22 protein-coding genes are annotated in these 24105 nt (G+C 74.8%); 14 read left to right on the top strand and 8 right to left on the bottom strand.

The features are described 5' to 3' along the window. Window positions 1-6: 6 nt before the first annotated feature. The 3 genes from ruvX to ETD96_RS06720 are packed head-to-tail and all read left to right on the top strand — an operon-like array spanning window position 7 to window position 2446. Complete coding sequence (gene ruvX, locus ETD96_RS06730; protein WP_138635404.1) at window positions 7-465, top strand: Holliday junction resolvase RuvX; 459 nt, start codon at window positions 7-9, stop codon at window positions 463-465. Next, window positions 462-1631 (top strand): endolytic transglycosylase MltG, encoded by a 1170-nt coding sequence (mltG, locus tag ETD96_RS06725; protein ID WP_138635403.1) that lies wholly within the window; start codon window positions 462-464, stop codon window positions 1629-1631. Before ruvX ends, mltG begins: the two co-directional genes overlap by 4 nt. Beyond that, complete coding sequence (locus tag ETD96_RS06720; RefSeq protein ID WP_240807322.1) at window positions 1604-2446, top strand: shikimate dehydrogenase; 843 nt, start codon at window positions 1604-1606, stop codon at window positions 2444-2446. Before mltG ends, ETD96_RS06720 begins: the two co-directional genes overlap by 28 nt. A 13-nt stretch (window positions 2447-2459) precedes the next feature. On the opposite strand, the gene ETD96_RS06715 is transcribed toward ETD96_RS06720, so the two are convergent. Continuing rightward, on the bottom strand, window positions 2460-3773 hold the full coding sequence (locus ETD96_RS06715) for a prenyltransferase/squalene oxidase repeat-containing protein (protein ID WP_171068894.1): 1314 nt from the start codon (window positions 3771-3773) through the stop codon (window positions 2460-2462). Window positions 3774-4003: 230 nt separating this feature from the next. On the opposite strand from ETD96_RS06715, the gene ETD96_RS06710 reads away from it, so the two are divergent. Continuing rightward, complete coding sequence (locus ETD96_RS06710; protein ID WP_138635401.1) at window positions 4004-4723, top strand: HIT family protein; 720 nt, start codon at window positions 4004-4006, stop codon at window positions 4721-4723. Here ETD96_RS06710 and ETD96_RS06705 read toward each other — a convergent pair. After that, window positions 4699-5637 (bottom strand): PfkB family carbohydrate kinase, encoded by a 939-nt coding sequence (locus tag ETD96_RS06705; protein ID WP_138635400.1) that lies wholly within the window; start codon window positions 5635-5637, stop codon window positions 4699-4701. The genes ETD96_RS06710 and ETD96_RS06705 overlap by 25 nt on opposite strands. Before the next feature lie 7 nt (window positions 5638-5644). Further along, entirely contained in the window at window positions 5645-6139 is a 495-nt protein-coding gene (locus tag ETD96_RS06700) for an NUDIX domain-containing protein (RefSeq protein ID WP_138635399.1), read from the bottom strand. Between the two features lie 661 nt (window positions 6140-6800). On the opposite strand from ETD96_RS06700, the gene infC reads away from it, so the two are divergent. From infC to pheT, 8 genes are all read left to right on the top strand, one after another. Further along, window positions 6801-7346, top strand: coding sequence for a translation initiation factor IF-3 (gene infC, locus ETD96_RS06695; RefSeq protein ID WP_205719141.1), 546 nt, complete (start codon window positions 6801-6803; stop codon window positions 7344-7346). A 180-nt stretch (window positions 7347-7526) separates the two neighbouring features. Then, a complete protein-coding gene (gene rpmI, locus ETD96_RS06690) occupies window positions 7527-7721 on the top strand; it encodes a 50S ribosomal protein L35 (protein WP_067468638.1) in 195 nt (64 codons plus the stop codon). Window positions 7722-7791: 70 nt separating this feature from the next. Then, complete coding sequence (gene rplT, locus ETD96_RS06685) at window positions 7792-8169, top strand: 50S ribosomal protein L20 (RefSeq protein WP_089327197.1); 378 nt, start codon at window positions 7792-7794, stop codon at window positions 8167-8169. A gap of 34 nt (window positions 8170-8203) precedes the next feature. Beyond that, window positions 8204-9019: a TrmH family RNA methyltransferase gene (locus ETD96_RS06680; RefSeq protein WP_138635398.1), complete on the top strand. Its 816-nt coding sequence runs from the start codon at window positions 8204-8206 to the stop codon at window positions 9017-9019. 307 nt (window positions 9020-9326) lie between these two features. Beyond that, the gene (locus ETD96_RS06675; protein ID WP_138635397.1) at window positions 9327-9836 is read left to right on the top strand and encodes an STAS domain-containing protein; all 510 of its coding nucleotides are present in this window, start codon (window positions 9327-9329) and stop codon (window positions 9834-9836) included. A gap of 255 nt (window positions 9837-10091) precedes the next feature. Next, entirely contained in the window at window positions 10092-11180 is a 1089-nt protein-coding gene (locus ETD96_RS06670) for a sensor histidine kinase (protein WP_240807318.1), read from the top strand. A 134-nt stretch (window positions 11181-11314) separates the two neighbouring features. Further along, entirely contained in the window at window positions 11315-12424 is a 1110-nt protein-coding gene (pheS, locus tag ETD96_RS06665) for a phenylalanine--tRNA ligase subunit alpha (RefSeq protein ID WP_138635395.1), read from the top strand. After that, window positions 12424-14916 (top strand): phenylalanine--tRNA ligase subunit beta, encoded by a 2493-nt coding sequence (gene pheT / locus ETD96_RS06660; protein WP_138635394.1) that lies wholly within the window; start codon window positions 12424-12426, stop codon window positions 14914-14916. The genes pheS and pheT overlap by 1 nt, the downstream gene beginning before the upstream one ends. Before the next feature lie 54 nt (window positions 14917-14970). On the opposite strand, the gene ETD96_RS06655 is transcribed toward pheT, so the two are convergent. The 4 genes from ETD96_RS06655 to ETD96_RS06640 all read right to left on the bottom strand — a co-directional run bounded on the left by ETD96_RS06655 (window position 14971) and on the right by ETD96_RS06640 (window position 20318). Continuing rightward, entirely contained in the window at window positions 14971-15765 is a 795-nt protein-coding gene (locus ETD96_RS06655; protein WP_138635393.1) for an ABC transporter permease, read from the bottom strand. After that, window positions 15762-16556 (bottom strand): ABC transporter permease, encoded by a 795-nt coding sequence (locus tag ETD96_RS06650; RefSeq protein ID WP_138635392.1) that lies wholly within the window; start codon window positions 16554-16556, stop codon window positions 15762-15764. Before ETD96_RS06650 ends, ETD96_RS06655 begins: the two co-directional genes overlap by 4 nt. Continuing rightward, window positions 16553-17500 carry an ABC transporter ATP-binding protein gene (locus ETD96_RS06645; protein ID WP_138635391.1) on the bottom strand — a complete coding sequence of 316 codons (948 nt, stop codon included), beginning with the start codon at window positions 17498-17500 and terminating at the stop codon, window positions 16553-16555. Before ETD96_RS06645 ends, ETD96_RS06650 begins: the two co-directional genes overlap by 4 nt. Before the next feature lie 82 nt (window positions 17501-17582). Then, the gene (locus tag ETD96_RS06640) at window positions 17583-20318 is read right to left on the bottom strand and encodes an ATP-binding protein (RefSeq protein ID WP_171068893.1); all 2736 of its coding nucleotides are present in this window, start codon (window positions 20316-20318) and stop codon (window positions 17583-17585) included. 267 nt (window positions 20319-20585) lie between these two features. Here ETD96_RS06640 and ETD96_RS06635 point away from each other — a divergent pair, with 267 nt between their 5' ends. Both ETD96_RS06635 and ETD96_RS06630 read left to right on the top strand, forming a co-directional pair. Next, window positions 20586-22205 carry an ABC-F family ATP-binding cassette domain-containing protein gene (locus ETD96_RS06635; RefSeq protein ID WP_138635389.1) on the top strand — a complete coding sequence of 540 codons (1620 nt, stop codon included), beginning with the start codon at window positions 20586-20588 and terminating at the stop codon, window positions 22203-22205. A 70-nt stretch (window positions 22206-22275) separates the two neighbouring features. Further along, window positions 22276-23010: a DUF7873 family protein gene (locus ETD96_RS06630; RefSeq protein ID WP_138635388.1), complete on the top strand. Its 735-nt coding sequence runs from the start codon at window positions 22276-22278 to the stop codon at window positions 23008-23010. A 457-nt stretch (window positions 23011-23467) separates the two neighbouring features. Here the strand turns inward: ETD96_RS06630 and ETD96_RS06625 are convergent. Next, on the bottom strand, window positions 23468-24105 hold a 638-nt coding region (locus ETD96_RS06625), incomplete at its 5' end, for an ABC transporter permease (RefSeq protein ID WP_138635387.1).

The raw sequence follows: 24105 nt of genomic DNA, 5'->3' as shown, positions 1-24105 counted from the left end.
GGCGCCATGAGGCAGGGCGTGCGGCTCGGGGTCGATGTGGGGAGCGTGCGGGTGGGGGTCGCCAAGTGCGACCCCGGGGGAATCCTCGCCTCCCCGCTGGAGACCGTGAAGAGCGGGAAGGGCGACGTCGACCGGCTCGTGGCGCTCGCCGCCGAGTACGAGGCGATCGAGGTCGTCGTCGGCCTGCCGACGTCGCTGTCGGGCCGGGAGGGCCCGGCGGCGGTGTCGGCGCGCAAGTTCGCGTCGCGGCTCGCCGACCGCCTCCCCCCGGGGGCGGTCCGGCTGCACGACGAGCGGCTCACCACCGTCACCGCCGAGAGCGGGCTGCGGGCCGGCGGCGTGCACGGCCAGGCGCGCCGCAAGGTCGTCGACCAGGCCGCCGCGGCGGTGCTGCTGCAGGCCGCGCTCGACGCGGAACGGTTGACGGGCAACCCCCCAGGGGAGATCGTCCGGGGGAGCTCATGAACGACTTGGACCTGTTCTCAGACCCGCACCGCGATCCGTACGGGGACGGCCGGCCGCCGCAGCGGCGCGGCCGGCGTGACCAGCGGCGCGTCCGCACGCGGCAGAAGCGGCGCCGCCGCAACGGCCGCGCCGCGGCCCTGTTCGCGATGGCGTTCCTGGTGGCGGTGTTCGGCACCGGAGGCGTCCTCGGGTACGCGTGGCTCGACAACAAGCAGAACCCGCCGGACTACGACGGCCAGGGCACCGGCAAGGTCACGGTCCAGATCAAGGAGGGCGCCAGCGGCTCGGTGATCGGCGCGACGCTGGAGGAGCACAGCGTGGTCAAGAGCGCCCGCGCGTTCGTGAAGGTCTACACCAAGGAGACGCGGGCCTCCAGCATCCAGCCGGGCTTCTACCAGATGCGGCGGAAGATGTCGTCGGCCGCGGCGATGTCGCTGCTGCTGAACCCGAAGTCGCGGGCCGGGAACCAGATCACGATCCCGGAGGGCAAGCGGGCCATCGAGACCTACGAGCTGCTGGCGAAGAAGACCGGGATCACCGTCAAGGAGTTCCAGGCGGCCGCGAAGAAGGGCAAGGCGCTCGGGCTGCCGTCGTACGCCAGGGGCAAGGTGGAGGGCTACCTGTTCCCGGGCCGCTACGACCTCGACCCGAACGGCTCGGCCGAGCAGATCCTCAAGCAGATGATCGCGCGGTTCAACGAGGAGGCGCGCAGCAGCGACCTCGTCGCCAAGGCCCGCGAGGCGAAGCTGAACCCGGCGACGGTCATCACGCTCGCCAGCCTCGTCCAGGCCGAGGGCGGCAAGCCCAGCGACCTGCCCAAGATCTCCCGGGTGATCTACAACCGGGTGGAGAAGGGCATGAAGCTGCAGTTCGACACCACGGTGCTGTACGCGCTGAACGAGCGGCGGCTGACGGTCACCGAGAAGGACCTGGAGATCGCCTCCCCCTACAACACCTATCTGCACGCCGGCCTGCCGCCCGGCCCGATCTCCAACCCCGGGCCGGACGCGATCGACGCGGCGCTGAACCCCGAGGACGGGACGTGGCTGTTCTTCATCGCCACCGACCCGACCAACAAGATCACCAAGTTCGCCACGACGGAGGCCGAGCGGGTGAAGATCGAGGAGGAGTTCCGGGAGTGGCAGCGCAAGAACCCGGGCCAGTGACCCGCGCCGCGGTGCTGGGGTCGCCGGTCGCGCATTCGCTGTCCCCGGTGCTGCACCGCGCGGCGTACGCGGCGATGGGCCTGGACGGCTGGACCTACGAGGCGGTCGAGTGCGGCGAGGACGGCCTCGCCGCACTGCTGGACGGCCTCGGCCCCGAATGGGCGGGCCTGTCGCTGACCATGCCGCTCAAGCGGGTCGCGCTCGACCTCGCCGACACGGTGACCGACCTCGCGGCGCGGGTCGGCGGCGCGAACACGCTCGTCCTGCGGGACGGGCGGCGCCACGCCGACAACACCGACGTGCACGGCATCGAGACCGCGCTGACCGAGGCGGGCGTGAAGGCCCCGCCGTCGGCGCTGGTGCTGGGCGGCGGCGCGACCGCGGCGTCCGCGCTGGCCGCGCTCGCCCGGCTCGGCACGGCGGAGGCGGTGCTCGCGGCGCGGACCCCCGAGCGCGCCGCCGGCGCCGCCGAGGTGGGGGAGCGGTTCGGCCTCGCGGTCCGGGTCGTGCCGCTGGACCGGGTCGCCGCGCACCTGCCGGCCGACCTGGTGGTGTCGACGCTCCCGGGGCGCGCGGCCGACGCGCTCGCCGAGCCCGTCGCCGGGTCCTGCGCGGCGCTGTTCGACGTGGTGTACGCGCCGTGGCCCACGGCGCTCGCGGCGGCCGTGGAGCGGGCCGGCGGGACGGTCGTGGGCGGCTTCGCGATGCTGCTGCACCAGGCCGTCCGGCAGGTGGAGCTGATGACGGGCCGCGCGGACGTCCCGGTGGCGGCGATGCGCGCCGCCGGGGAGGCCGAGCTGGCCCGCCGCGCCTGACGCCGCCCGCCGCTCACGGCGGTGCGGGCGGCGGGCCGCGCGGGGTGCGGCGCCGCTTCACCGACTCGTCGACGCCGGTGAGGACGACCGGCAGGATCACGCTCAGCCAGAAGTCCTTCCAGCCCCACAGGCCCGCGGTGACGCCGAGCGCGCTGGCCGCGCACACGAGGCTCAGCAGGAACGCCGCCCAGTGCCGCCGGGCGAGGCCCACCGGGTCGACGAGGCGGCGCCGCGGCAGCAGCTCGGCCAGCGCCCGCTCCCGCGCGTGCGACCGCTGCACGACGGTCGCGTCCGGCAGCCAGTGCAGGAGGTCGGCGGCCCCGGCGAGCGGGACGCGGCGCAGCGCGATCAGCGTCTCCAGCCGCCACCACAGCGTCCACAGCGACGTGCGCCCGCCGCCCGGGTGGCCGTTGCGGCGCGGGTCGGCGAACTCGCTGCGCGCCAGCGTCCGGAACGCCCGGGCGACGACGGGCCCGTGCGGGCCGCGCGGGTCCTTCAGCAGCGCGGTGAGCGCGATGGGCAGCCCGTAGTGCCACAGGGCCAGCCGCCAGACCGGGTCGGAGTCCGCGCCATGCTCGGCGGGGCCCGCGCCGAAGCCGTGCGGGGAGACGTCGTAGGTCTCGATCCAGGTGTGGTCGTCGTCGGGGTCGAGGTGCTCCAGCAGCCAGTCGTAGGCGTCCAGCAGCCGCTCGGTCCGCAGTTCGGGGCGCGCCTCGGCCAGGGTCACCAGCGCGAACGCGGTGTGGGTGACGGTGGGCGGGGAGTCGGGGGTCGGCCCCCAGCCGGGACGGTGCGCGGTCCGGTCGGCGGTCAGCCACTCCACGCCCCGGTCGACCGCCGGGTCGTAGGGGTTGAGCTGGCTGAGCGCGCGCAGCGCCAGGCAGGTCAGCCACACCCGGGACGGGCAGCCGCGCAGCGAGCCCCAGCCGCCGTCGGGGTTCTGGTTGCGCAGCAGCCACCGGTAGGCGCGCCGGGTGTCGGGGGCGTCCTCGCGCAGGTCGCAGCGGGCGCGGGCGAGGAACCGGGCGATCCAGCCGGTCGCCTCCACGACCGGCATGCCGAGGCTGGTCTTGGTGGCCCAGCCGCCGTCGCGCAGCGCGTCGCGGGAGCGGGTCTGCCGGGCGGCGAGGAAGGCGAGGCCGGCGTCGAAGTGCTCGAAGGGGCGTCCCGCCTCGGTGAAGGCCAGCAGCCCGAGCGCCGTCGCGGTGGTGCCGGGCTCGGGCCGCGCCAGTTCGTGGTACCAGCCGCCGCCTGAGCCGAGCGCGGGCGCGTAGGTGTCGCGCAGCACGTCGAGCGATTCGTTCAGCCGGGTCTCGAGGACGGCCATGTCGATGAGCGGGGCGCCGGCGCGGAGGGCAGGCCGGAAAGGCGGGGGTGTCTGGTTCACTCTTTTTCGATGTTGTATGTTGTTCTTTTTCCTTTTTGTTCCCGTAAGGGCAGGCTTTGTACCCCGCGGGTGCCAGGTATGTGGCCCCGGCCGCACAGATCGCCCGGGCCGGGCGGCGGGCACGCTGGAGGGAGAGCGGATGCCCCCGTCCCCCTGGTGCTGGAGGAGGCTTGGCCGAGCCGACGGCGTGGCGCGAGCCCGGTCACGACTGCGTCCTGTGCCCGCCCCTGCGGTTCCGCTTCAACGGCATGGCCGATCTGCCGGGCGAGACCGGTGTGATCGCCCGCGACCGCGACTTCCTGCTCATCCCGGACGTGGCGCCCCTCGCCGAGGGCCACGTCCTGCTGGTGACCCGCGACCACTACGCCTCTGCGGGGGAGTTCCGCCCGCGGATGTGGGAGCGGGCGCTGCGGTGGCGCGACCGCGTCGCCGGGCTCTACCGCTCCGCCTACGGCAGCGCTGAACTGGTGCTGTTCGAGCACGGGCCCGCGACCCCGCAGGGCGGAGGCGCGTGCATCGACCACGCGCACTGGCACCTGCTGCCGGGGACGCCCGGCGTCCGCGCCGTGGTCGAGGGATGGGGCCGCCCCGGGACGCCCGCCGACCGGGCCGTCCTCCGGGCCCGCCTCCGCGCCGGCCGCTCCTACCTGCTGATCGAGGAGGCCGGCGCCATGACCGTCCACCCGGGGGACGGCGCCGAGAGCCAGCTCCTGCGCCGGGCCGCGACGGTCGCCCTCACGGCCGCCGGGACGGACGAAGCCTGGCGCTGGCAGGAGACGTTCGGCCTCCCCGCCAGCAGGCGGCGCTTCCTGCGCACCCTCACGGCGCTGCGCGCCGCCCACAAGGGGCTCCCGCCGGGCGGTGATCACCCGCCCGAAAGCCACCAGTAGAGCTCGCACGCGGCCAGCCGGTCCCCGAAACCCGCGCGCTCCACGCCGTCCCGGTATCCGGTGGGGTACTCCATCAGCAGCCGGCCCCGCCGGTAGGCGAGCACGTGTTCCAAGGACGTAGGCCCGAACCGCAGCAGCCATAGCGGCCGCCCCGGCACGGCACCGTCCAGCACGGGCAGCAGCCCGCGCGGTGCCTCCCCGCCCGCCGGCGGCGGCTGCCCGAGCAGGCGCGCCAGCGTGTGCGCCTCGGAGAAGACCAGGTCGGCGCGGGTCAGCACCGGCAGCACGTCCGCCGCGGGCAGGCGCGCGTCGATGTCATGCGGGACGAGGTCGAAGGCGACCCGCGTCCCCGCCGCGCCCGCGATGCGCGCCGCCTCCTCCAGTGCCGCACGCGAGATCGAGGACAGCACCGAGTAGCCGTCGAGCGCCAGCACGTCCGCGGCCGCGATCGCGCTGGCCGCCGCCGCGACCTCCGCCGCGGTGAGGCGGCGTCCGGGCGGCTCGTCCTGGACGACCAGGAGCCGCACCCCCGGCCCGTCGCCGCGCGGCCGGTCGCGCAGCATCACCGAGACGCCGTTCGGCGCGCCCTCCTCGACCCGCAGGTGGTCGGCAGCGCCGATGCTCCGCAGCTCCCGCCGGACGACCGGGGTGTACGCGTCGTCGCCGATCTTCGCCAGCACCCCCACCCGGCGGAAATGGCGGACGGCGCACCGCGCGAGGTTGACCGCCGTCCCCGCGACCACCGCGCGCGCCGGGGCGTAGCAGAGCCGGTCGGCCCGCAGGCCGGCGAACCGGACGTCCGGCAGCGACGCGCGGACCTCGATGCCCGCGTCGCCGATCACGAGCAGCGCGAACCGGCGCTCGGCCGCGCCGTCCAGGCCCGGCCACTCGGCGGGTGAACGCGGCGGGACCACGCGGCCGTCAGCGGGCCGCCGCCAGGAACGCCCGCATCACCGGGCGCAGGCTCGGGATGAGGTCGTACCCGCCGATCTCCGCCAGCGGCACCCATGCGCAGCCGTCCAGGTGGTCGCCGGCGTCCTGGTTGCCGAGGGTCGCATCCAGCGTCACCGGCCGGCAGCGGCGCGCCGCCGCGACCACCCGCACCCGCGCGCCGCGCGGCCCGCCGCGGTCGGGCATGAACCACTGCCACAGATGGAACGGCGGCCCCGGGTCGATCTTGAGGCCGACCTCCTCCCAGACCTCCCGCCGGATGTGGTCGTCGAGATCGAGGTCGGCGGCCACCTCCAGGCGCCCGCCGGGCACCTCCCAGCGGCCCGGCTGGAACGGGTCGGACGCGGACTTGCGGACCAGCAGCAGCCGCCCGCCGGACACGATGAACGCCTTCTGCGCGAACTGCAGCGCGATGGGCGCCAGCGAGGTGAGGGGGCCGGCGGCGCCGGCGTCGACCGGGGGCATCGCGGGAACAACCTCCCTGGTGCCGGCCCCACGGGGCCGTCTCCGCTCCACCGTAACAACGACCGCTCCGCGGGCCGAGACGCCCGCCGGGCCACAACACCCTCACCTCCCCGCCCGCCCCCACCGTTCGGGACCGCGCGCCCGGCGAGGCCGGCCGGGGAATGGCCGGGGCCTCGACGCTGTTGAGGAGGGTGTCGTACCTCACCAAGGCGTACTCACCGGGGCCCCGAACCCGCCGGGGCGGCGGGAGCGGAAACGCCCGCCGGGAGCGGGCGAGGCTTGCTCCGGGCGGCCCCCGGAGGTGGTATTCTTGGTGGTCGACCGGCCCAGTGCGCGCGATCCGAGCGATGGTGCGCGCCGGGCGCTCAAGCGGAGGCCACCTCCCACCTGACCGGCCGAGGCCGCGGACCGTGCACGCCGCCCACCTGGGCGGCTTCGCCGAAGCCCGTGGTACCCATCTGGGGTACCCCAGACCCAAGGCCGGTGGGTTCTCGGTCCGGCGAACGGGCACCGCGTGCCCGTCGCGCCGTCGTCCCCGGACGGTCCGTCCGTCCAGGGAGACCGAAGGTGGCCCCGTGCGTGAGTCGTGCGGGGCTTTTCTCGTGGAAGCCTCGGGGTACGACCGGTCCAACGAACTTGAGAACGGCCCCAAGGAGGTCCCATCAGCGCCGAACCGCGTATCAACGACCGCATTCGCGTGCCCGAGGTCCGGCTCGTCGGCCCGAACGGCGAACAGGTGGGCATAGTGCCCATCGCCAAGGCCCTTGAACTCGCGCGTGAGTCGGACCTCGACCTCGTCGAGGTGGCGCCCACCGCGCGTCCGCCCGTCGCGAAGCTCATGGACTACGGCAAGTTCAAGTACGAGTCCGCGATGAAGGCGCGTGAGGCGCGGAAGAACCAGGCGCACACGGTCATCAAGGAGATCAAGCTCCGCCCGAAGATCGACCCGCACGACTACGAGACCAAGAAGGGTCACGTGGTGCGGTTCCTGAAGGCCGGGGACAAGGTGAAGGTCACGATCATGTTCCGTGGTCGTGAGCAGTCCCGCCCCGAGCTCGGGTACCGGCTCCTGCAGCGGCTCGCCGACGACGTCGAGGACCTCGGCTTCGTCGAGTCGCGCCCCAAGCAGGACGGCCGGAATATGATCATGGTGATCGGTCCGCACAAGAAGAAGGCGGCCCGCGGGCAGGAGACCGAGACCGCCTGACGGCCGCCCGGGACCGGCCCAGCGGCGGCCCCGACACCGCGACCTCGCGGCTGAGCGGGGTCGCGGCGCACGTACATTGAAGCCTGACCCGGCGCCCCACGGAGCCCCGTGCGGAGCGCCGATCAGGCGCGCCCCCGTGCGGGAGCACGGGGGCCGGGAACGAGGGAGACGACGGCGACCATGCCGAAGACGAAGACCCACAGTGGTGCCAAGAAGCGCTTCAAGCTGACCGGCTCCGGCAAGGTGATGCGCCGCCGCGCCAACAAGAACCACCTGCTCGAGCACAAGCCCACCAAGCGGACGCGCCGCCTGTCCGGCCCGGCCGTGGTGGCCGACGCCGACGCCAAGAACATCAAGAAGCTGCTGCGCAAGTAGCACTCGACCAGGAACATCAGCGACCGGCCGAGGCCAAGTACGGCCCGGCCCCCCACGAAGGAGTCAGAACGTGGCACGCGTCAAGCGGGGAGTCAACGCCGCCAAGAAGCGTCGGGTCGTCCTGGAGCGGTCGAGCGGCTACCGCGGTCAGCGTTCGCGCCTGTACCGCAAGGCCAAGGAGCAGCAGCTCCACTCGATGACCTACGCCTTCCGGGACCGCAAGGACCGCAAGGGCCAGTTCCGCCGGCTGTGGATCCAGCGGATCAACGCCGCGGCCCGCGCCAACGGCATCACCTACAACCGGTTCATCCAGGGCCTGAAGGCCGCGGAGGTCGAGGTCGACCGCCGCATGCTCGCCGAACTGGCCGTCAACGACGCCGCGGCGTTCGCCGCGCTCGTCCAGGTCGCCAAGGACGCCCTCCCCACCGAGGGTTCGGAGGCGGCCTGAGCCGGGCGACCGGCATACGGGCGAATACGGCGACATGGCGGGCCGCGAGCTGACCTCCCTCCGATCACCACGGGTGAAGTCCGCTCGGCGGCTCGCCAAGCGAGCCTTCCGGCGCCGCGAGAACCGGTTCCTCGCCGAGGGGCCGCAGGCGGTCCGGGAGGCGCTGGAGATCCCCGGCGGCCTCGCCGAGCTGTTCACCACCGCCGAGGCGGAGGCCCGCCACCCCGAGTTGGTCGCCGCCGCCGAGCGCGCCGGCGCACCGGTGCTGCGGGTCAGCGGCGAGGTCATGGCGGAGCTTGCGCAGACCGTGACCCCGCAGGGGCTGCTCGCGGTCTGCGAGTTCGTCGACGTCCCGCTCGCCACGGCCCTGCAGGCCCGGCCACGGCTGGTGACCGTCCTCGCGCACGTCCGCGACCCCGGCAACGCGGGCACGGTGCTGCGCACCGCCGACGCGGCCGGGTCGGAGGCGGTCGTGTTCACCGACGCGTCCGTCGACCCCTATAACGGCAAGTGCGTGCGGGCCTCGGCGGGCAGCCTGTTCCACCTGCCGGTCGTCACCGGCCCGCGGTTCGACACGCTGATCCCCGAGCTGAAGGGCGCGGGGCTGAGCGTCCTCGCCGCCGACGGCGCGGGCGACCGCACCCTCGACGACGCGATCGACGCGGGGCTGCTCGCGCGCCCCACGGCGTGGGTGTTCGGGAACGAGGCCTGGGGCCTGCCCGACGAGATCCTCCGGCACGTGGACGAGGTCGTGCGCGTGCCCATCTACGGCCGTGCCGAGAGCCTGAACCTGGCGACGGCCGCGGCCGTATGCCTCTACGCCTCGGCGCGCGCCCAGCGCGACATGTGACGCCTCCGCACCTTTCCGGCCCGTACGGGCGGGAGGTCGCGGCGGTTCACTGCATTCTGTGATCGGATGGCCGCAAGCGGTCGCGTTCGGCGCCGCTGTCCGGCCGGTGAGCTGGGAGGATGGACCGCGCATGCGCGGCGGGCGGGGGCCCGCCGCGGCCGTGCGGCTCGTCCGCAGGTAGGAGGCGGGGTGGGGACCGGCGGGGGATTACGCCGTCCCGGGCCCGTGCCTACCGTGTTGATCAGTGCGTTGACCAGGGCGTTGACCAGGGGCGGCGAGGACGCCGTGCAGAGTGGGGGCGAACGTGATGACCGAGGGGACCAGACCCGCCGGGAGGGCGGGCCGGCGCGCGCCGGAGGTGCGGTGCCGGGCGGGCGCGGTCGCTGGCCGCGCCCCGGGCGGGGCGCCCGCCGCGGCCGGCTCCGCGCCCTCCGCCGGGGCCGCCGGGCTGCGCATCGAGGTCGCCCGGGTCCGCGGTGACACGGCCGTCGTGACCGTGGCCGGGGAGATCGACCTGCGCACCGCGGGCGCGCTGCGCGACGGGCTCGTCGAGCTGCACGGCCGGCTGCCCGGCGCGGGCCCGCGCCGGCTGGTGGCCGACTTCAGCGCCGTCCCGTTCTGCGACGCGGCCGGGCTCGGCGCGCTGGTCGCCGCGCACAACCAGATCGCGGCGGACGGCGGCGAGATCGCGCTGACCGGCGTCCGGCCCGCCCAACTGCGGCTGCTCCGCATCACCGGGCTGCACCGGCTGTTCGCGATCAGCGCCGGGGGCGACGTCGCCTGCGCGGGCTACGGCCCGTCGGCGGGGTCCCGCTGACGGACCCGGGCCCGGGTTCCGGTCAGGACCCCGGGTCAGGAACCCGGCCCGGCCGCCGCGGGAGGGGCGCCGGTCCGGGCTGGTGAGGCCGCCCGCGGGCGGGGCGGCACCCCGCCCGGGAGGCTACAGATGCCTTGCCGCCGGGCGGTTTCCGGGTCCCGCAAGATGGCCGACTCCGGCTAGAGTCTCTTTTCGACAGGCCGCGTTCTCAACGGTGTTCTGGAGGCCGCTGTGGGCGGAGAGGAGTCCCCTCTCGTGGCCGCGCGCGTGCCCGGGCGAGGGAACGCGGCGGGCACCGAGTGGGACGCCGCGGACGACCTGCCCGACGGGCTGCTGGTCGCCGGCCGGGACGCCCGCGTGATGGTGTTCAACGCCGCCGCCGCGCGGATCACCGGTGTCCGCGCCGAGTCCGCCGTCGGCCGCGACTTCCGCGACGTCCTGCCGCTGCACGACGCCGAGGGGCGCGACTGGTGGAAGTGCCTGGCCCCCTACGAGGGACTGCGCACCCGCACCCGCCACCCCGAGCGCGTGCTGTTCCTGCCCGGCGGCACCGAGGTCCTGGTGACGGCCGCCTACCGGCGCGACGAGCGGGGCCGGGTGGAACGGTTCACCGTCTCGCTGCGCGACGCCGTGCACCGCGCCCGCCAGGAGCGCGACCGCGCCGACCTCGTCTCCACCGTGGCGCACGAGCTGCGCTCCCCGCTGACCAGCGTGAAGGGCTTCACCGCGACGCTGCTGGCCAAGTGGCACCGGTTCAACGACGACCAGAAGCGCGTCATGCTGGAGACGGTCAACGCCGACGCCGACCGCGTCACCCGGCTGATCACCGAGCTGCTGGACGTGTCCCGCATCGAGGCGGGCCGGCTGGAGATGCGCCGCCAGGTCGTCGACCTGCCCGAGGAGGTCCGCAAGGTCATCGCGGGCCGGGTGGCGGCCGGCGACCCGGAGGACCGGTTCCGGTTCGAGGCGCGCGGCGCGCTGCCCGAGATGTGGCTCGATCCCGACAAGATGGACCAGATCCTCGGCAACCTTGTGGAAAACGCGGTGCGGCACGGAGCGGGTACCGTCACAATCGTGGTGGAGCCGGACGCGCATGGGGAGGGAGCCGCCGTGTCGGTACGCGACGAGGGCGAGGGCATCCCGCCCGAGGCCGCCCAGCGCGTCTTCCGGCAGTTCTGGCGCGGCCCCGGCGGCAACCGCCGCGGCGGCACCGGCCTCGGGCTCTACATCGTCAAGGGCCTGGTCGAGGCGCACGGCGGCGTGATCACCGTGCGGCGGGCGCCCGGCGGCGGCGCCGAGTTCCGATTTACCGTGCCCGCAGGGGCCCCCGACTACGCCGGCTGAGCGGCGCGCCGCCGCCACGGCACGGCACCGGGCCCCTGGTCGGGCCAGCGCGTCACGCGCACGCTTTCCGGATCCCCACCGCCCGCGCACTAGACTGCGGGCGTCCCACGCCGACCGGAGTCGATCACACCACCATGTCTGCACCCAACAAGTCCTATGACCCCGTCGAGGTGTCCGCGCTGCAGCCCGAGGAGCTGGAGCGGGCCCGCACGGAGGCGCTCGCGGCGATCGCCGCGGCCGCCGACCTCGACGCGCTGAAGCAGGTCCGCCTGGCGCACGCCGGCGACCGTTCCCCGCTGGCCCTCGCCAACCGCGAGATCGGCGCGCTGCCGCCCGCCGCCCGCGCCGACGCCGGCAAGCGCATCGGCGCCGCCCGCGGCGCGGTGTCCAAGGCGCTGAAGGAGCGCCAGGCGGAGCTGGAGGAGGAGCGCGACCAGCGCGTCCTCGTCGAGGAGACCGTCGACGTCACCCTTCCGTGGGACCGGGCCCCGCGCGGCGCCCGCCACCCGCTGACCACGATGCAGGAGCGGATGGCCGACGTCTTCGTCTCCATGGGCTTCGAGGTCTCCGAAGGCCCCGAGGTCGAGGCGGAGTGGTACAACTTCGACGCGCTCAACTTCCTGCCCGACCACCCGGCCCGCACCATGCAGGACACGTTCTTCGTGGAGTCGGAGGGGTCCGGCCTGGTGATGCGCACGCACACCTCGCCGATGCAGATCCGGTCGCTGCTGTCGCGGGAGCTGCCGGTGTACGTGGTCGCGCCGGGCCGCACGTTCCGCACCGACGAGCTGGACGCCACCCACAGCCCCGTCTTCCACCAGCTGGAGGGGCTCGCGGTCGACGAGGGCCTGACCATGGCCGACCTGCGCGGCGGCATCGACGCGTTCGTCACCGGGATGTTCGGCGCGGGGCTGAAGACCCGGTTCCGGCCGTCGTACTTCCCGTTCACCGAGCCGTCCGCCGAGGTGGACATGCAGTGCTTCGTGTGCCGCGGCGCGTCCGCGGAGCCGGGCGGCGACCCGTGCCGGACGTGCAGCTCGGAGGGCTGGATCGAGCTGGGCGGCTGCGGCATGGTCAACCCGCGGGTGCTGGTGGCGTGCGGCGTCGACGCGGACCGCTACAGCGGCTGGGCGTTCGGGCTGGGCGTCGAGCGGACGCTGATGTTCCGCCACGGCGTGGAGGACATGTACGACATGGTGGAGGGCGACGTCCGGTTCACCCTCCCGTTCGGGATGGAGATCTGATGCGGGCCCCGCTTTCCTGGCTGCGCGAGTACGTCGAGCTGCCCGCCGACGTCACGGGCCGCGCCCTCGCCGCGGAGCTGATCGCGGCGGGCCTGGAGGTCGAGACCGTCGAGCAGGCCGGCGCCGACATCGTCGGCCCGCTGGTCGTCGGCGAGGTGCTGGCGTTCGAGGACCTGACCGGCTTCAAGAAGCCGATCCGCTACTGCCAGGTGGACGTCGGCGACGCCAACGGCACCGGCGAGCCGCAGAACATCGTGTGCGGCGCGACCAACTTCGCGGCCGGCGACCGCGTCGTGGTGATCCTGCCCGGCGGGGTGCTGCCCGGCGGGTTCGAGATCGGCGCCCGCAAGACCTACGGGCACCTGTCCGAGGGCATGATCTGCTCGGTCACCGAGCTCGGCATCGGCGACGACCACAGCGGCATCCTCGTCCTGCCGCCGGACGCGCCGGTCGGCGCGGACGCGGTGGAGCTGCTCGGGCTGCGCGACGACGTCCTCGACATCGCCGTCACGCCCGACCGCGGCTACGCCCTGTCGATCCGCGGCATCGCCCGCGAGGCCGCCACCGCCTACGGCGTCCCCTTCAAGGACCCGGCCGACGTGGAGCTCCCCGCCGAGGACGGACCGGGCGACGGCGGGGGGGCGTACCCGGCGAGCATCGGTGATCCGTCCGCGTGCGACCGGTTCGTGCTGCGGGAGGTGCGCGGGTTCGACCCGGACGCCGAGACCCCGATGTGGATGCGGGTCCGCCTGCACCGCGCCGGGATGCGGCCGGTGTCGCTCGCCGTCGACATCACCAACTACCTGATGCTGGAGCTCGGCCAGCCGCTGCACGCCTTCGACCGGAGCAAGCTCACCGGCCCGATCGTGGTGCGGCGCGCCGCCCCCGGCGAGAAGCTGGAGACGCTCGACCACGTCCAGCGGACCCTCGACCCCGACGACATCCTCATCACCGACGAGTCGGGGCCGATCTCGATGGCCGGCACGATGGGCGGGCTCGCCACCGAGATCGACGACCGGTCGTCCGACATGGTCATCGAGGCCGCGCACTTCGACGCGATGGGCACCGCCCGGATGAGCCGCCGGCACCGGCTGCACAGCGAGGCGTCGCACCGCTTCGAGCGCGGCGTCGACCGCGAGCTGCCGCTGTACGCCTCCTACCGGGCGGTCCGGCTGCTCGCCGAGCTCGGCGGCGCGGAGGTCGTGCCGGGGGTGACGCACGCGGAGGCCCCGGTCGAGCGCGTCGAGATCACGATGCCGGCCGGGCACCCCGACGAGGTCGCGGGCGTCTCCTACGGGCGGGACGCGGTCGTCCGCAGGCTGGAGCAGGTCGGCTGCGCGGTCGCCGGCGAGGACGTGCTGACGGTGACGCCGCCGTCGTGGCGCCCCGACCTGACGGATCCCGCCGACCTCGCCGAGGAGGTCATCCGCCTCGAAGGCTACGAGGACATCCCGGCGCGGGCGCCGCGCCCGGCCGCCGGGCAGGGCCTGACCCCGCACCAGCGGGTGCGCCGCCGCGTCGGCCGCGCCCTCGCCGGCGCGGGCTACGTGGAGGCGCTGGCCTTCCCGTTCATCGCCGAGAAGGACCTGGACGGCCTCCAGCTCCCCGCCGACGACGCGCGGCGGCGGACGCTGCGGCTCGCCAACCCGATGTCGGAGCAGGAGCCGCTGCTGCGCACCACGCTGCTGCCGGGCCTGCTGAAGGCGCTGGCGCTCAACGTGGGGCGCGGCTTCGGCGACACCGCCCTGTTCGAGCTGGGCGTGGTGTTCCGGCCCCGTCCGGACGCCCCGGACCGCGCGCCGCGCCTCGCGGTCGACCGCGGCCCGACGGCCGAGGAGATCGCCGAGCTGGAGGCCGCGCTGCCCGACCAGCCGCACCGGGTGGCGGTCGTGCTGTCCGGCGACCGGGAGCCGGCCGGCTGGTGGGGCGAGGGCCGCCCGGCGCTGTGGGCGGACGCGATCGAGGCCGCCCGCACGGTGGCCCGCGAGGTCGGGGTGGAGCTGACGGCGAAGGCCGACCAGCACGCGCCCTGGCACCCGGGCCGGTGCGCCGCGCTGTACGCGGGCGACACCCTGGTCGGCCACGCCGGCGAGCTGCACCCGCGCGTCACCAAGGCGTACGGGCTGCCGGCGCGGTCGTGCGCGATGGAGCTGGAGCTGCGCCGCCTGGGCGAGCCGGTCTCCGTCCGCGCGCCGCACGTGTCGTCCTACCCGGTCGCGACGCAGGACGTCGCGCTGGTCGTCGACGCCGGGGTGCCCGCCGCCGACGTCGAGTCGGCGCTGCGCGACGGCGCCGGCGACCTGCTGGAGGCGATCCGGCTGTTCGACGTCTACACCGGCGAGCAGGCGGGGGAGGGCCGCAAGTCGCTGGCGTACTCGCTGCGGTTCCGCGCCCCGGACCGCACGCTGACCGCCGAGGAGGCTTCGCAGGCCCGCGACTCCGCCGTGGCGGCGGCGTCCGAGCGCACCGGAGCCGTCCTGCGCGGCGCCTGACGCGTCCGGCCGTGCCCCTGGATCCCACGCCGGGTCCAGGGGCACGGCCGCGTCTCAGCCCGCGTAGTCGAGGCTTCCGTCGCGGCGGCCGACGGACACGAGCCGGTCCATCGACAGCGCCGCCACCGCGTACCAGCAGGCCCCGACGAGCGCCTCGGTCCCGAGCAGCCGCAGGACGTGTCCGGCGGGCGCGCCGTCGAGGATGCCGCGCACCGCCTCCAGCCCGTGCACGACCGGCAGCGCGTGCGCCGCGACCTCCAGCGGCGCGGGCCAGACCTCGACGGGGACGTTCACGCCGCCGAACGTCATCACGATCCCGTAGGCGGCGTTCAGCACGAGCCATTCGACGCCGCGCAGCCGCAGCGCGATGCCCGCCAGCGCGCACCCGTACCCGTAGCTGCAGGCGAGGACGAGCAGGACGACCGGCAGCGCGTACCCGGCCTCCGGCCAGGGCAGCGGGACGCCGAGCAGCGGCGGCAGCACCAGCCAGGCGACCGTGGAGCTGGCCAGCCCGGTCACCGTCCACTGCAGCCCGCGCCCCAGGTACACCGGCAGGTGCCCGGACGGCGCGATGGCCAGCAGCGGCAGCGTCCCCATGCGCCGCTCCCCGGCGAGCGAGATCACCACGATCGTGGACTCCATGCAGGCCAGCACCACGATGTTGCCGACGAGGACGTACCGCATCGTGTCCTCGTCGCCGACGTAGCGGCCCAGCAGCGCGTAGAACGCGGCCTGGCACAGCAGCCTCATGAGCCACCCGAACGTCCAGGTCCTCCACGTGTAGACGGCGCCCATCTCGGCGAACCCCAGGATCAGCGACTCCCGGGCGATGCGGAGCACGTGCCTCACGCGAACTCCACCATGCCCTCCCGGCGCGACCGGTCCACGTAGCGGCCCGTCAGCCACAGCCCCGCCGCCATCGCCGCCGCGCCCAGCGCGAGGATCGCCGCGACGGGCCCGATCCAGCCGTCCGCGTCGCCGCGGACGGCGTCCCGCAGCAGTTCCGCGCTCCACGACAGGAACACGATCCGGCTGAACGGGTGCAGCCAGCCGGGCAGCGCCGCGACCGGGACGAGGATCCCGCCGAGGATGTAGAACGGGTAGCCGAGCGAGTTCTGCAGGACGTCCCGCGCCCGCGACACCACGAGCACCGCCGACAGCAGCGTGGCGGTGCCGACCGTCGCGAGGCAGGTGACGGCGACGGCGAGCGCGAACAGGGCGGGGTCGGCGATCGCGACGACCCGGCCGAACCCGACCGCCGCCACCAGCCACGATTCCGCGAACGCCGCGGCGCCCACCACCACGACCATGGCGACCCGCCCGGCGACGACCGGGCCGAGCGGGACCGGGGCGGCGACCATCGGGGCGAACCGCCCGGCCCAGCGGTCCTCGGGGACGATGCGCCCCGCGTAGTCGAGGGCGGCGACCCAGAGCCCGATCAGCCCCGGCGCGAGGACGGCGTTCGCCACCGCGTCCGGGCGGTGCGACGTCACGGTGAGCGCCAGCATCGTCGTGGTCTGCATGGGCGCGATGAGCAGGATCAGCGTGTGCTCCGGGTTGCGCCGCGACAGCGCGACCTGGAGCAGCACCGCCTGCCACACCACGCGGAGCGTGCCGGCACACGCGCGGAGCGTGCTCATACCCGCATCCCCCGGTCGCCGACGGCGCGCAGGTAGACCTCTTCGAGGGTGGGTTCGCCGCGCCGGGCGGTGAGCACGTCGCGGTCCAGCAGCCAGGCGAGGACGCGGCGAGTGCCGTCCCGGTCGGCGGTGTGGACGCGCCAGGCCGCCCCGTCCCGCCGCTCGACGTCGATGACGTCCGGCAGCCGCGCCAGGTCCTCGGCGACGGACGGCTCGGGGCCCGTGAAGTCGACGCACTCGCGCTCGCCGAGGTACCGCCCCGCCCGCGCGGTGTCCCCGCTCAGCAGGACGCGCCCGCGGTCGATGAGCGTGACCCGGTCGCACAGCGCGGCGGCCTCGTCCATGTCGTGCGTGGCCAGCAGGAAGGTGCGGCCCTCGGCGCGCAGGTCGAGGACGAGCCGGCGGAACGCCCCGGCGGCGACGGGGTCGAGCCCGGACGTCGGCTCGTCCAGGAACAGCACGCGCGGCTCGTGGAGGAGGCCCCGCGCGAGGTGCAGCCGCTGCCGCATCCCGCGCGAGAACCGCTCGACGCGGTCGTCCGCGCGGTCGGCGAGGCCCACCCGCTCCAGCAGGGCATCGGCGCGGGCGCGCGCGGTGCGGGCGTCGAGCTTGTAGAGGGCGGCCCAGAACAGCAGGTTCCGCCGGGCGGACAGCCGGTCGTAGAGCCCCCGGTCGCCGCCGAGGACGAGCCCGACCCGCGACCGGACGGCGCGCGTGTCGGCGACCACGTCGCGGCCGAGGACCCGCGCCGACCCGCCCGAGGGCAGCAGCACGGTGGAAAGGATCTTGACGAGGGTGGTCTTGCCCGCGCCGTTCGGCCCGAGCAGCCCGTGGATCTCGTCCTGCTCGACGGCCAGGGTCAGGTCGTCCAGGGCGACGACGGGGTCCTGCCGGCCGCGCTTGTAGACGCGGCGCAGCCCTGATGTGCGCACGGCGGCTTCCATGCCTCCGACCGTCGCGGTAAGGAGGGGGCCCGAGCCATAAGGACCCGGCTTATCTTCGCGGCGGGCCGCCTGGGCGAGCCGGTTAGACGAGGCCGCGGTCGCGGGCGGCGGCGGCCGCCTCGCCGCGTGTGGAGACGCCGAGCTTGGCGAGGATGTGCGAGACGTGGACGCTCGCGGTCTTGGGGGAGATGACCAGCTCCTCGGCGATCTCCCGGTTCGTCCGGCCCCGTGCCAGCAGCCGCATCACCTCCGCCTCGCGCGCGGTGAGCGGGCCGCCGGACGGCCCGGCGAGGCCCGCGCGGCGCGCGCGCTCGGAGACGCGGCGGGCCAGCGGCGCGGCGCCGAGCCGGTCGGCGATCGCGGCGGCGCGGTCGAGCCGGGCGGCGGCGCTCGCGCGGTCCCCGGCGGCCAGGTCGGCGCAGGCGGCGTCGAAGAGCGACCGCGCCAGCGGGTACGGCTGCTCCAGCCGCTCCCAGGCGCCGATCGCGGTGTCCCAGGCCGGCGGGCCGCCGGCCAGCGCGGTGACGGCCGCCCGGTGCGCCGCCGCCACCGGTGTCTCGGCGGGCAGCCGCGCGGCCAGCGCGGCGATCTCGGGGAGGCGCGGGCCGCCGGCGTGCGCGGCCGCCTCCAGCAGCGGCCACAGGTGGCAGGGCTGGACGGTGAGGCGCGGGTGGCGCAGGACGGCATCCGCGGTCGCGCGGGCCGCCGGCCGGTCCTCCTCCGCCAGCCGCCACTCGATGACCATCTGGGCGAGCGGCAGCGCGGTCTGCGGGAACCCGGCGTCGAGCGGGGCGGCGAGCGCCTCGGGATCGGGGCGCGGGCCGTCGCCGCGCGCCGCCAGTAGGGCGATCCGCCAGATCATCAGCTGCCGGCGGAAGGCCGGCGCGTGGTGGCGGTCCAGCCGCCCCTGCAGCGTCCGGGCGGCCTCGTCCCAGCGGCCGAGCCGGTAGAGCGCCTCGATCTGGTTGACGGCGAGCGCGTCGCCCGCGCTGTGGGCGAGACCCGCGTCCGCCGCGACGGCGAGCCCCTCGTCCGCGAGCGCGAGGGCCTCGCCGGTGCGGCCCCGGTTCAGGAGGCAGTGGACGAGCCGGTTCAGCGTCCGGATGAGCGCCCACGCGTCGAGGCCGCGGTGCCTGATCCGTTCGAGCGGCGCCAGGTCGCCCGCGCCGTCGCGCGCCACGGCGAAGGCCACCACGGACTCCAGCGAAGGGATCGCGGAGCTCAGGCCCAGCGCGCGCGCCAGCTCCAGCGCCTCCCGTCCGAGCCGTTCCCCCTCGGCGTGCTCCCCGTAGACGAGCAGGCGGGAGCTCAGGTGCGACAGGGCGCGGACGCGGTCCGGCGTCGCGGCGGCGGCGCGCCGCTCGGCCGCGCGCAGGTCGTCCAGTTCGTCCTCCCGGCCCTGGAAGCCCCGCATGGTCGCCCTGAGCAGCAGCAGCCGCGCGGCCCGGTCGGGGTCGTCGTCCCCCGCGTCGGCCATGGCGCGCTGGACGAGCGGCAGGCCGCGTCCGGGGTCGCCGGCCGCTCCGGCGGCCTCCGCGGCCGCCTCCAGCACCCGCCCTCGGGACAGGCCGGTCAGGGACGCGGCCTCCGGCACCCGGTCCCACAGGTCCAGGACGCGTTCCAGCAGGGTGAGCTGCTCGGCGTAGGCGGTGGCCGCCGCCCGCTCGGCGGCGGCCCGCCACGCGGCGGCGAGGGCCCGCGCGTGGTCGCCGCAGCCCTGCCAGTGCACGGCCAGGGCGCTCGCAGGGGCGTCGCTGAGCTCCGGGGACTCCTCGATGGTCTCGGCGTACCTGCGGTGGAGCCCGGCGCGCTCGCCGGGCAGCAGGTCCTCGTGGACGGCGTCGCGGATGAGGGCGTGGCGGAAGGCGTACCCGTCCCCGTCCGCGACCACCAGCCCGCGGTCGGCGGCGGGCCGCAGCGCCGCGCTCACCTCCGCGTCGGGCAGGCCCGTCACCGCGGCCAGCAGCGCGTGCCCGGCGCGCTCCCCGGCCGCGCTCGCGGCCCGCAGCACCGCGCGGGTCGCGTCCGGCAGCCGGTGGACGCGGCCGAGCAGCAGGTCGCGCAGCGAACCGGGGACCGCCTCGCCGGGGCTGCCGACGAGGGCCTCCACGAACAGGGGGTTGCCGCCGGCGCGGGCGTGCGCGTCCCGCGCCGCGGCCGGGTCGGCGGCGCCGAGGATGCCGCGCACCTGCTCGGCGACCTCGGACGGGGTGAGCGGCGGCAGGTCGACGCGCGCGACATGGGGGAGGCGTGCCAGTTCGGCGAACAGCGGCCGGGTGCCGGGCTCCTCGGGACGGAACGTGACGACCGGCAGCACCCGGCCGCGCGGCGGGTTGCGCAGCAGGAAGGACAGCAGGTCGCGGGTGGAGCCGTCGGCCCAGTGCGCGTCCTCGACCACCAGGACGAGCGGTTCCCGCTCGGCGAGCCGCTCCAGCAGGGTCAGCAGGTGTTCGAACAGCCGCAGTTGCCCGGTGCCGTCGTCCGGGGGCGGCGGCGCGGCGGTCAGGCCGGGCATCAGCCGGGCCAGTTCGGGCAGCGCCGCGCCCGGCAGCAGGGCGGCGACCGCCTCCCGGCCGACGCGCCGCAGGACGGCGCTGAACGGGGCGTACGGGAGGCTCGCCGCGCCGAGGTCGAGGCAGCCGCCGGTGAGCGTGCGCAGGCCGCGGGTGAACTCCGCGACGAGGCGGGTCTTGCCGGCGCCCGCCTCGCCGCCGACGAGCACGGCGGCGGGCTCGCCCGCGCACGCCCGCGCGTGCGCCCCGCGTAACGCGGCCAGTTCTGCGGTGCGCCCGGCGAACACGGCGCTGACGGTTCCCATCCGCCCTAGCATGCCGGGTCTTATTGCTACTTGTGTTGCGTTAAGGCATCGGGTATTCTCGACGCCGTCACATCGCCGCCCGGCAGGGGAGTCCATTGAGGATCTGAGGTCCGACACCGCGCGTATGGCCGTCACCGGCCCGCGCACGTGACCTCAGAGCGGACCCTCGTCCCGCCGGGCTTTTCTCATGCCCGTCGGCGCGTCGCGCGACCCGCGGTGTCTCCATGCAGCCCGAAACCGCTTCGAACCCCATGGAGACCGCCCTACATGTCTTTCGCCATCGTCTGCTCGGACCTGTCCTTCGCCTGGGCGGACGGCACCGTCGTCCTGGACGGCCTGGACGCCGCGTTCGGCACCGGCCGCACCGGGCTGATCGGCGTCAACGGCTCCGGCAAGTCCACCCTGCTGAAGATCATCGCCGGTGAGCTGCGGCCCGCGTCGGGCACCGTGGCCGTCGACGGGGAGATCGGCTACCTGCCGCAGAACCTCGTCCTGGACGGCGCGGCCACCGTCGCGGACCTGCTCGGCATCGGCGCCGCCCGCGCCGCGCTGCACGCCATCGAGCGCGGCGAGGCCACCGAGGAGAACTTCGCCGCCGTCGGGGACGACTGGGACGTCGAGGAGCGCGCCCGCGCCGAGCTCGACCGGCTCGGGCTCGACCGCCTCGACCTGGACCGCACCGTCCCGACCCTGTCCGGCGGCGAGGCCGTGATGGTCGGGCTCGCGGCGCAGTTCCTCGCCCGGCCCGACGTCCTGCTCCTCGACGAGCCCACCAACAACCTCGACCTGGACGCGCGGCGCCGCCTCTACGACGCCGTCGAGTCCTGGACGGGCGTGCTCCTGCTCGTCAGCCACGACCGGGAGCTGCTCGACCGCGTCGACGAGATCGCCGACCTGCGGGACGGCGCGATCCGTACGTTCGGCGGCAACCTGACCGGCTACGAGGAGCTGCTCGCCGTCGAGAAGGAGGCCGCCGAGCGCACCGTCCGGTCCGCCGAGACCGACCTGCGGCGGCAGAAGCGCGAACTGGAGGAGGCCCAGGTCAAACTCGCCCGGCGCAAGCGCTACGGCAACAAGATGTACGAGAACAAGCGCGAACCGAAGATCATCATGCAGGAGCGCAAGCGGCAGGCGCAGGTCGCGGCGGGCAAGCACCGCCTCATGCACGAGGAGCGGCTGGCCGGCGCCCGCACCCGGCTCACCGAGGCTGAGGAGGCCGTCCGCGCGGACGCCGAGATCCGCGTCGAGCTGCCCGCGACCCGCGTCCCGGCCGGCCGCACGGTCGTCACCGCGACCGGGCTGGCCGCGCCCGAGCCGGAGACCGGCACGCTCACCGAGCTGATCGTCCGGGGCCCGGAGCGGATCGCGCTGACCGGCCCGAACGGCTCCGGCAAGACGACGTTCCTGCGGATGCTCACCGGTGAGCGCGTCCCCGCCGGGACGGAGGTCGCGATCGGCGTCGACGGCGTCCGCTACCTGCCGCAGCGGCTCGACGTCCTGGACGACGACCTGAGCGTCATCGACAACGTCCGCGCTCAGGCGCCCTCGGCCCGGGTGACCGACATCAGGGCCGGTCTCGCCCGCTTCCTGTTCCGCGGCGCGCGCGTAGAGCAGCGCGCGGGGACGCTGTCGGGCGGGGAGCGGTTCCGGGCCGTGCTGGCGTCGCTGCTGCTCGCCGAGCCCGCCCCGCAGCTGCTCCTGCTGGACGAGCCGACGAACAACCTCGACATGGCCAGCGCGGCGCAGCTCGCGCAGGCCCTCTCCGCCTACGAGGGGGCGCTGATCGTGGTCAGCCACGACCTGCCGTTCCTGCGCACCCTCGGCCTCACCCGCTGGCTGCGCATGGACCGCGCTTCCGGCCTCACCGAGACGGACCCGGAGGAGTAGCGAAAATGGTGTGATCTTGCGATATCGCCGCTGCTACGGTCGTGTCGCAGAACGAGGGGAAGTGAACGGGATGCCGACGAAGCTCAACCAGATCATCGCGGTCGAGAAGGGCGTGAAGAGCAAGTCCGCCCAGGACCTGGCGGCGGCGCACCAGGCGACGCAGAAGGCCCCGCTGCTGTCCGGCATCTCGCGGACCTACCAGCCGAAGGACGAGGACGGCGAGCAGCTGCCCGCCGAGTCCACCCGCGTCCAGGTCACGGTGGAGGGCGTGCTGCGGGACGTGACGCGCTCGCTCACGCGGCTGCTCGACGTCACCGCCACCAAGGACTGGGCGAACTGCCTCGCCCGCGCCGACGTGGCCGTGGACGGCACCACCCTGCTGCGCGACGTGCCGGTCACCTACCTGCTGTTCCTGGAGAAGCAGCTGACCGACCTGCACGCCTTCCTGCGCAAGCTGCCGATCCTGGACGCGGCCGAGACGTGGACCTTCGACCCGTCCACCGACGTGTGGCGGACCGAGCCGGTCCGCACGGTGAAGACCAAGAAGGTGCCGCGCAACCACGTCAAGGCGGAGGCGACCGAGAAGCACCCGGCGCAGGTCGAGGTCTACTACGAGGACATCGCCGTCGGCCACTGGACGACGGTGAAGTTCTCCGGCGCGCTGCCCGCCCGGCGGGTCAACGAGCTGCTCGACCGCGTCGAGCGGGTGCGGGACGCGGTGAAGTTCGCGCGGGAGGAGGCCAACGGCGCCGAGGTGACCGACCAGCGCGTCGGCGACGCGGTGTTCGGCTACATCTTCGGCTGACCTCCGGCCGCGGCGGTCCCGCCGCGGCCGGACGGCCCGCGACGACGCGGCACGACAACTCAACAGACTCCCCCCGCCGCGCGGGGGGTGCGCGAGGAGCGCAAGCTGAAGCTGAAGCCGAAGCTGACCAGGGTGAGCGTTCAGTGCGGGTTCGAATCCCGCCCCCGGCACCCGCGCCGGGGTGGCCCAACCGGTAGAGGCAGCCGCCCGCTCAACCTCAGATTCTCGCTCGAAGCTCAGCATCCGCCGCTCATCGCCGGTCCGCTCGGACGCGGACGGCGACTCCGGAAATGCCGGTTCGAATCCGGCTCGCTCCGCTCGTGGGGCGATGGCGTAACGGCAACGCGCTGGAGCGTTCAGAATGATCCGCGTCCACCTGGCGCCGGCGTGCGAATTGGGCGGCAACCACAGGGGCCCGGGGGATGGCAAAACCCCCGGGCCCCGCTCGCGCCTCAGATCAGGTGAGCACGCGCTTGGTGAAGGTGCGCGTCGCGGCCCACGTCAGCAGGACGGTCCCGCCGACGATGGCCAGCAGGAACGCCCAGACCGGCATGTGCGGGATGTCCGGGGTGAGCGCGCTCCGCAGCCCCTCGCTGACGTAGACGAGGGGGTTGAACAGGCTGGCGATCTGCAGCCAGCGGATGTTGTCCAGCGCCGACCACGGGTAGTACACGCAGCCGAGCATCGTCATCGGCAGCAGCACCATCGCGAACAGGACCTGGACCTTCTGCGGGTTCATGATCGTGCCGAGCAGCAGGCCGCCCGCCGCCGACAGCAGCGACCCGGCCACCATGACCAGGATCAGCACCGGCCAGTTGCCCACGTGCACCGAGGGCGCCTCGCCCTCGGCGTGGATGAACAGCACCGCCGGGAAGACCAGCAGCCCGCCGATCAGCCCCTGCGCCGCCGCCGCGATGATCTTCTGCGCGGCCAGCAGCGGCACCGGCACCGGCGCCAGCGCCCGGTCGGTGATCGACTTCTGCCAGGTCAGCTCCATCATCAGCGGGAAGATCACCGCCATCATCGCCTGCATGATGATGGACGAGCCGACGAGGCCGGGCAGCAGGATGGTGGAGAACGACGGCCCGCCCGGCC

Source organism: Actinomadura geliboluensis, assembly GCF_005889745.1.
Taxonomy (GTDB): Bacteria; Actinomycetota; Actinomycetes; order Streptosporangiales; family Streptosporangiaceae; genus Spirillospora; species Spirillospora geliboluensis.
The sequence above is the reverse complement of the archived record's forward strand: the minus strand, read 5'-3'. Positions and strand labels throughout refer to the sequence as shown.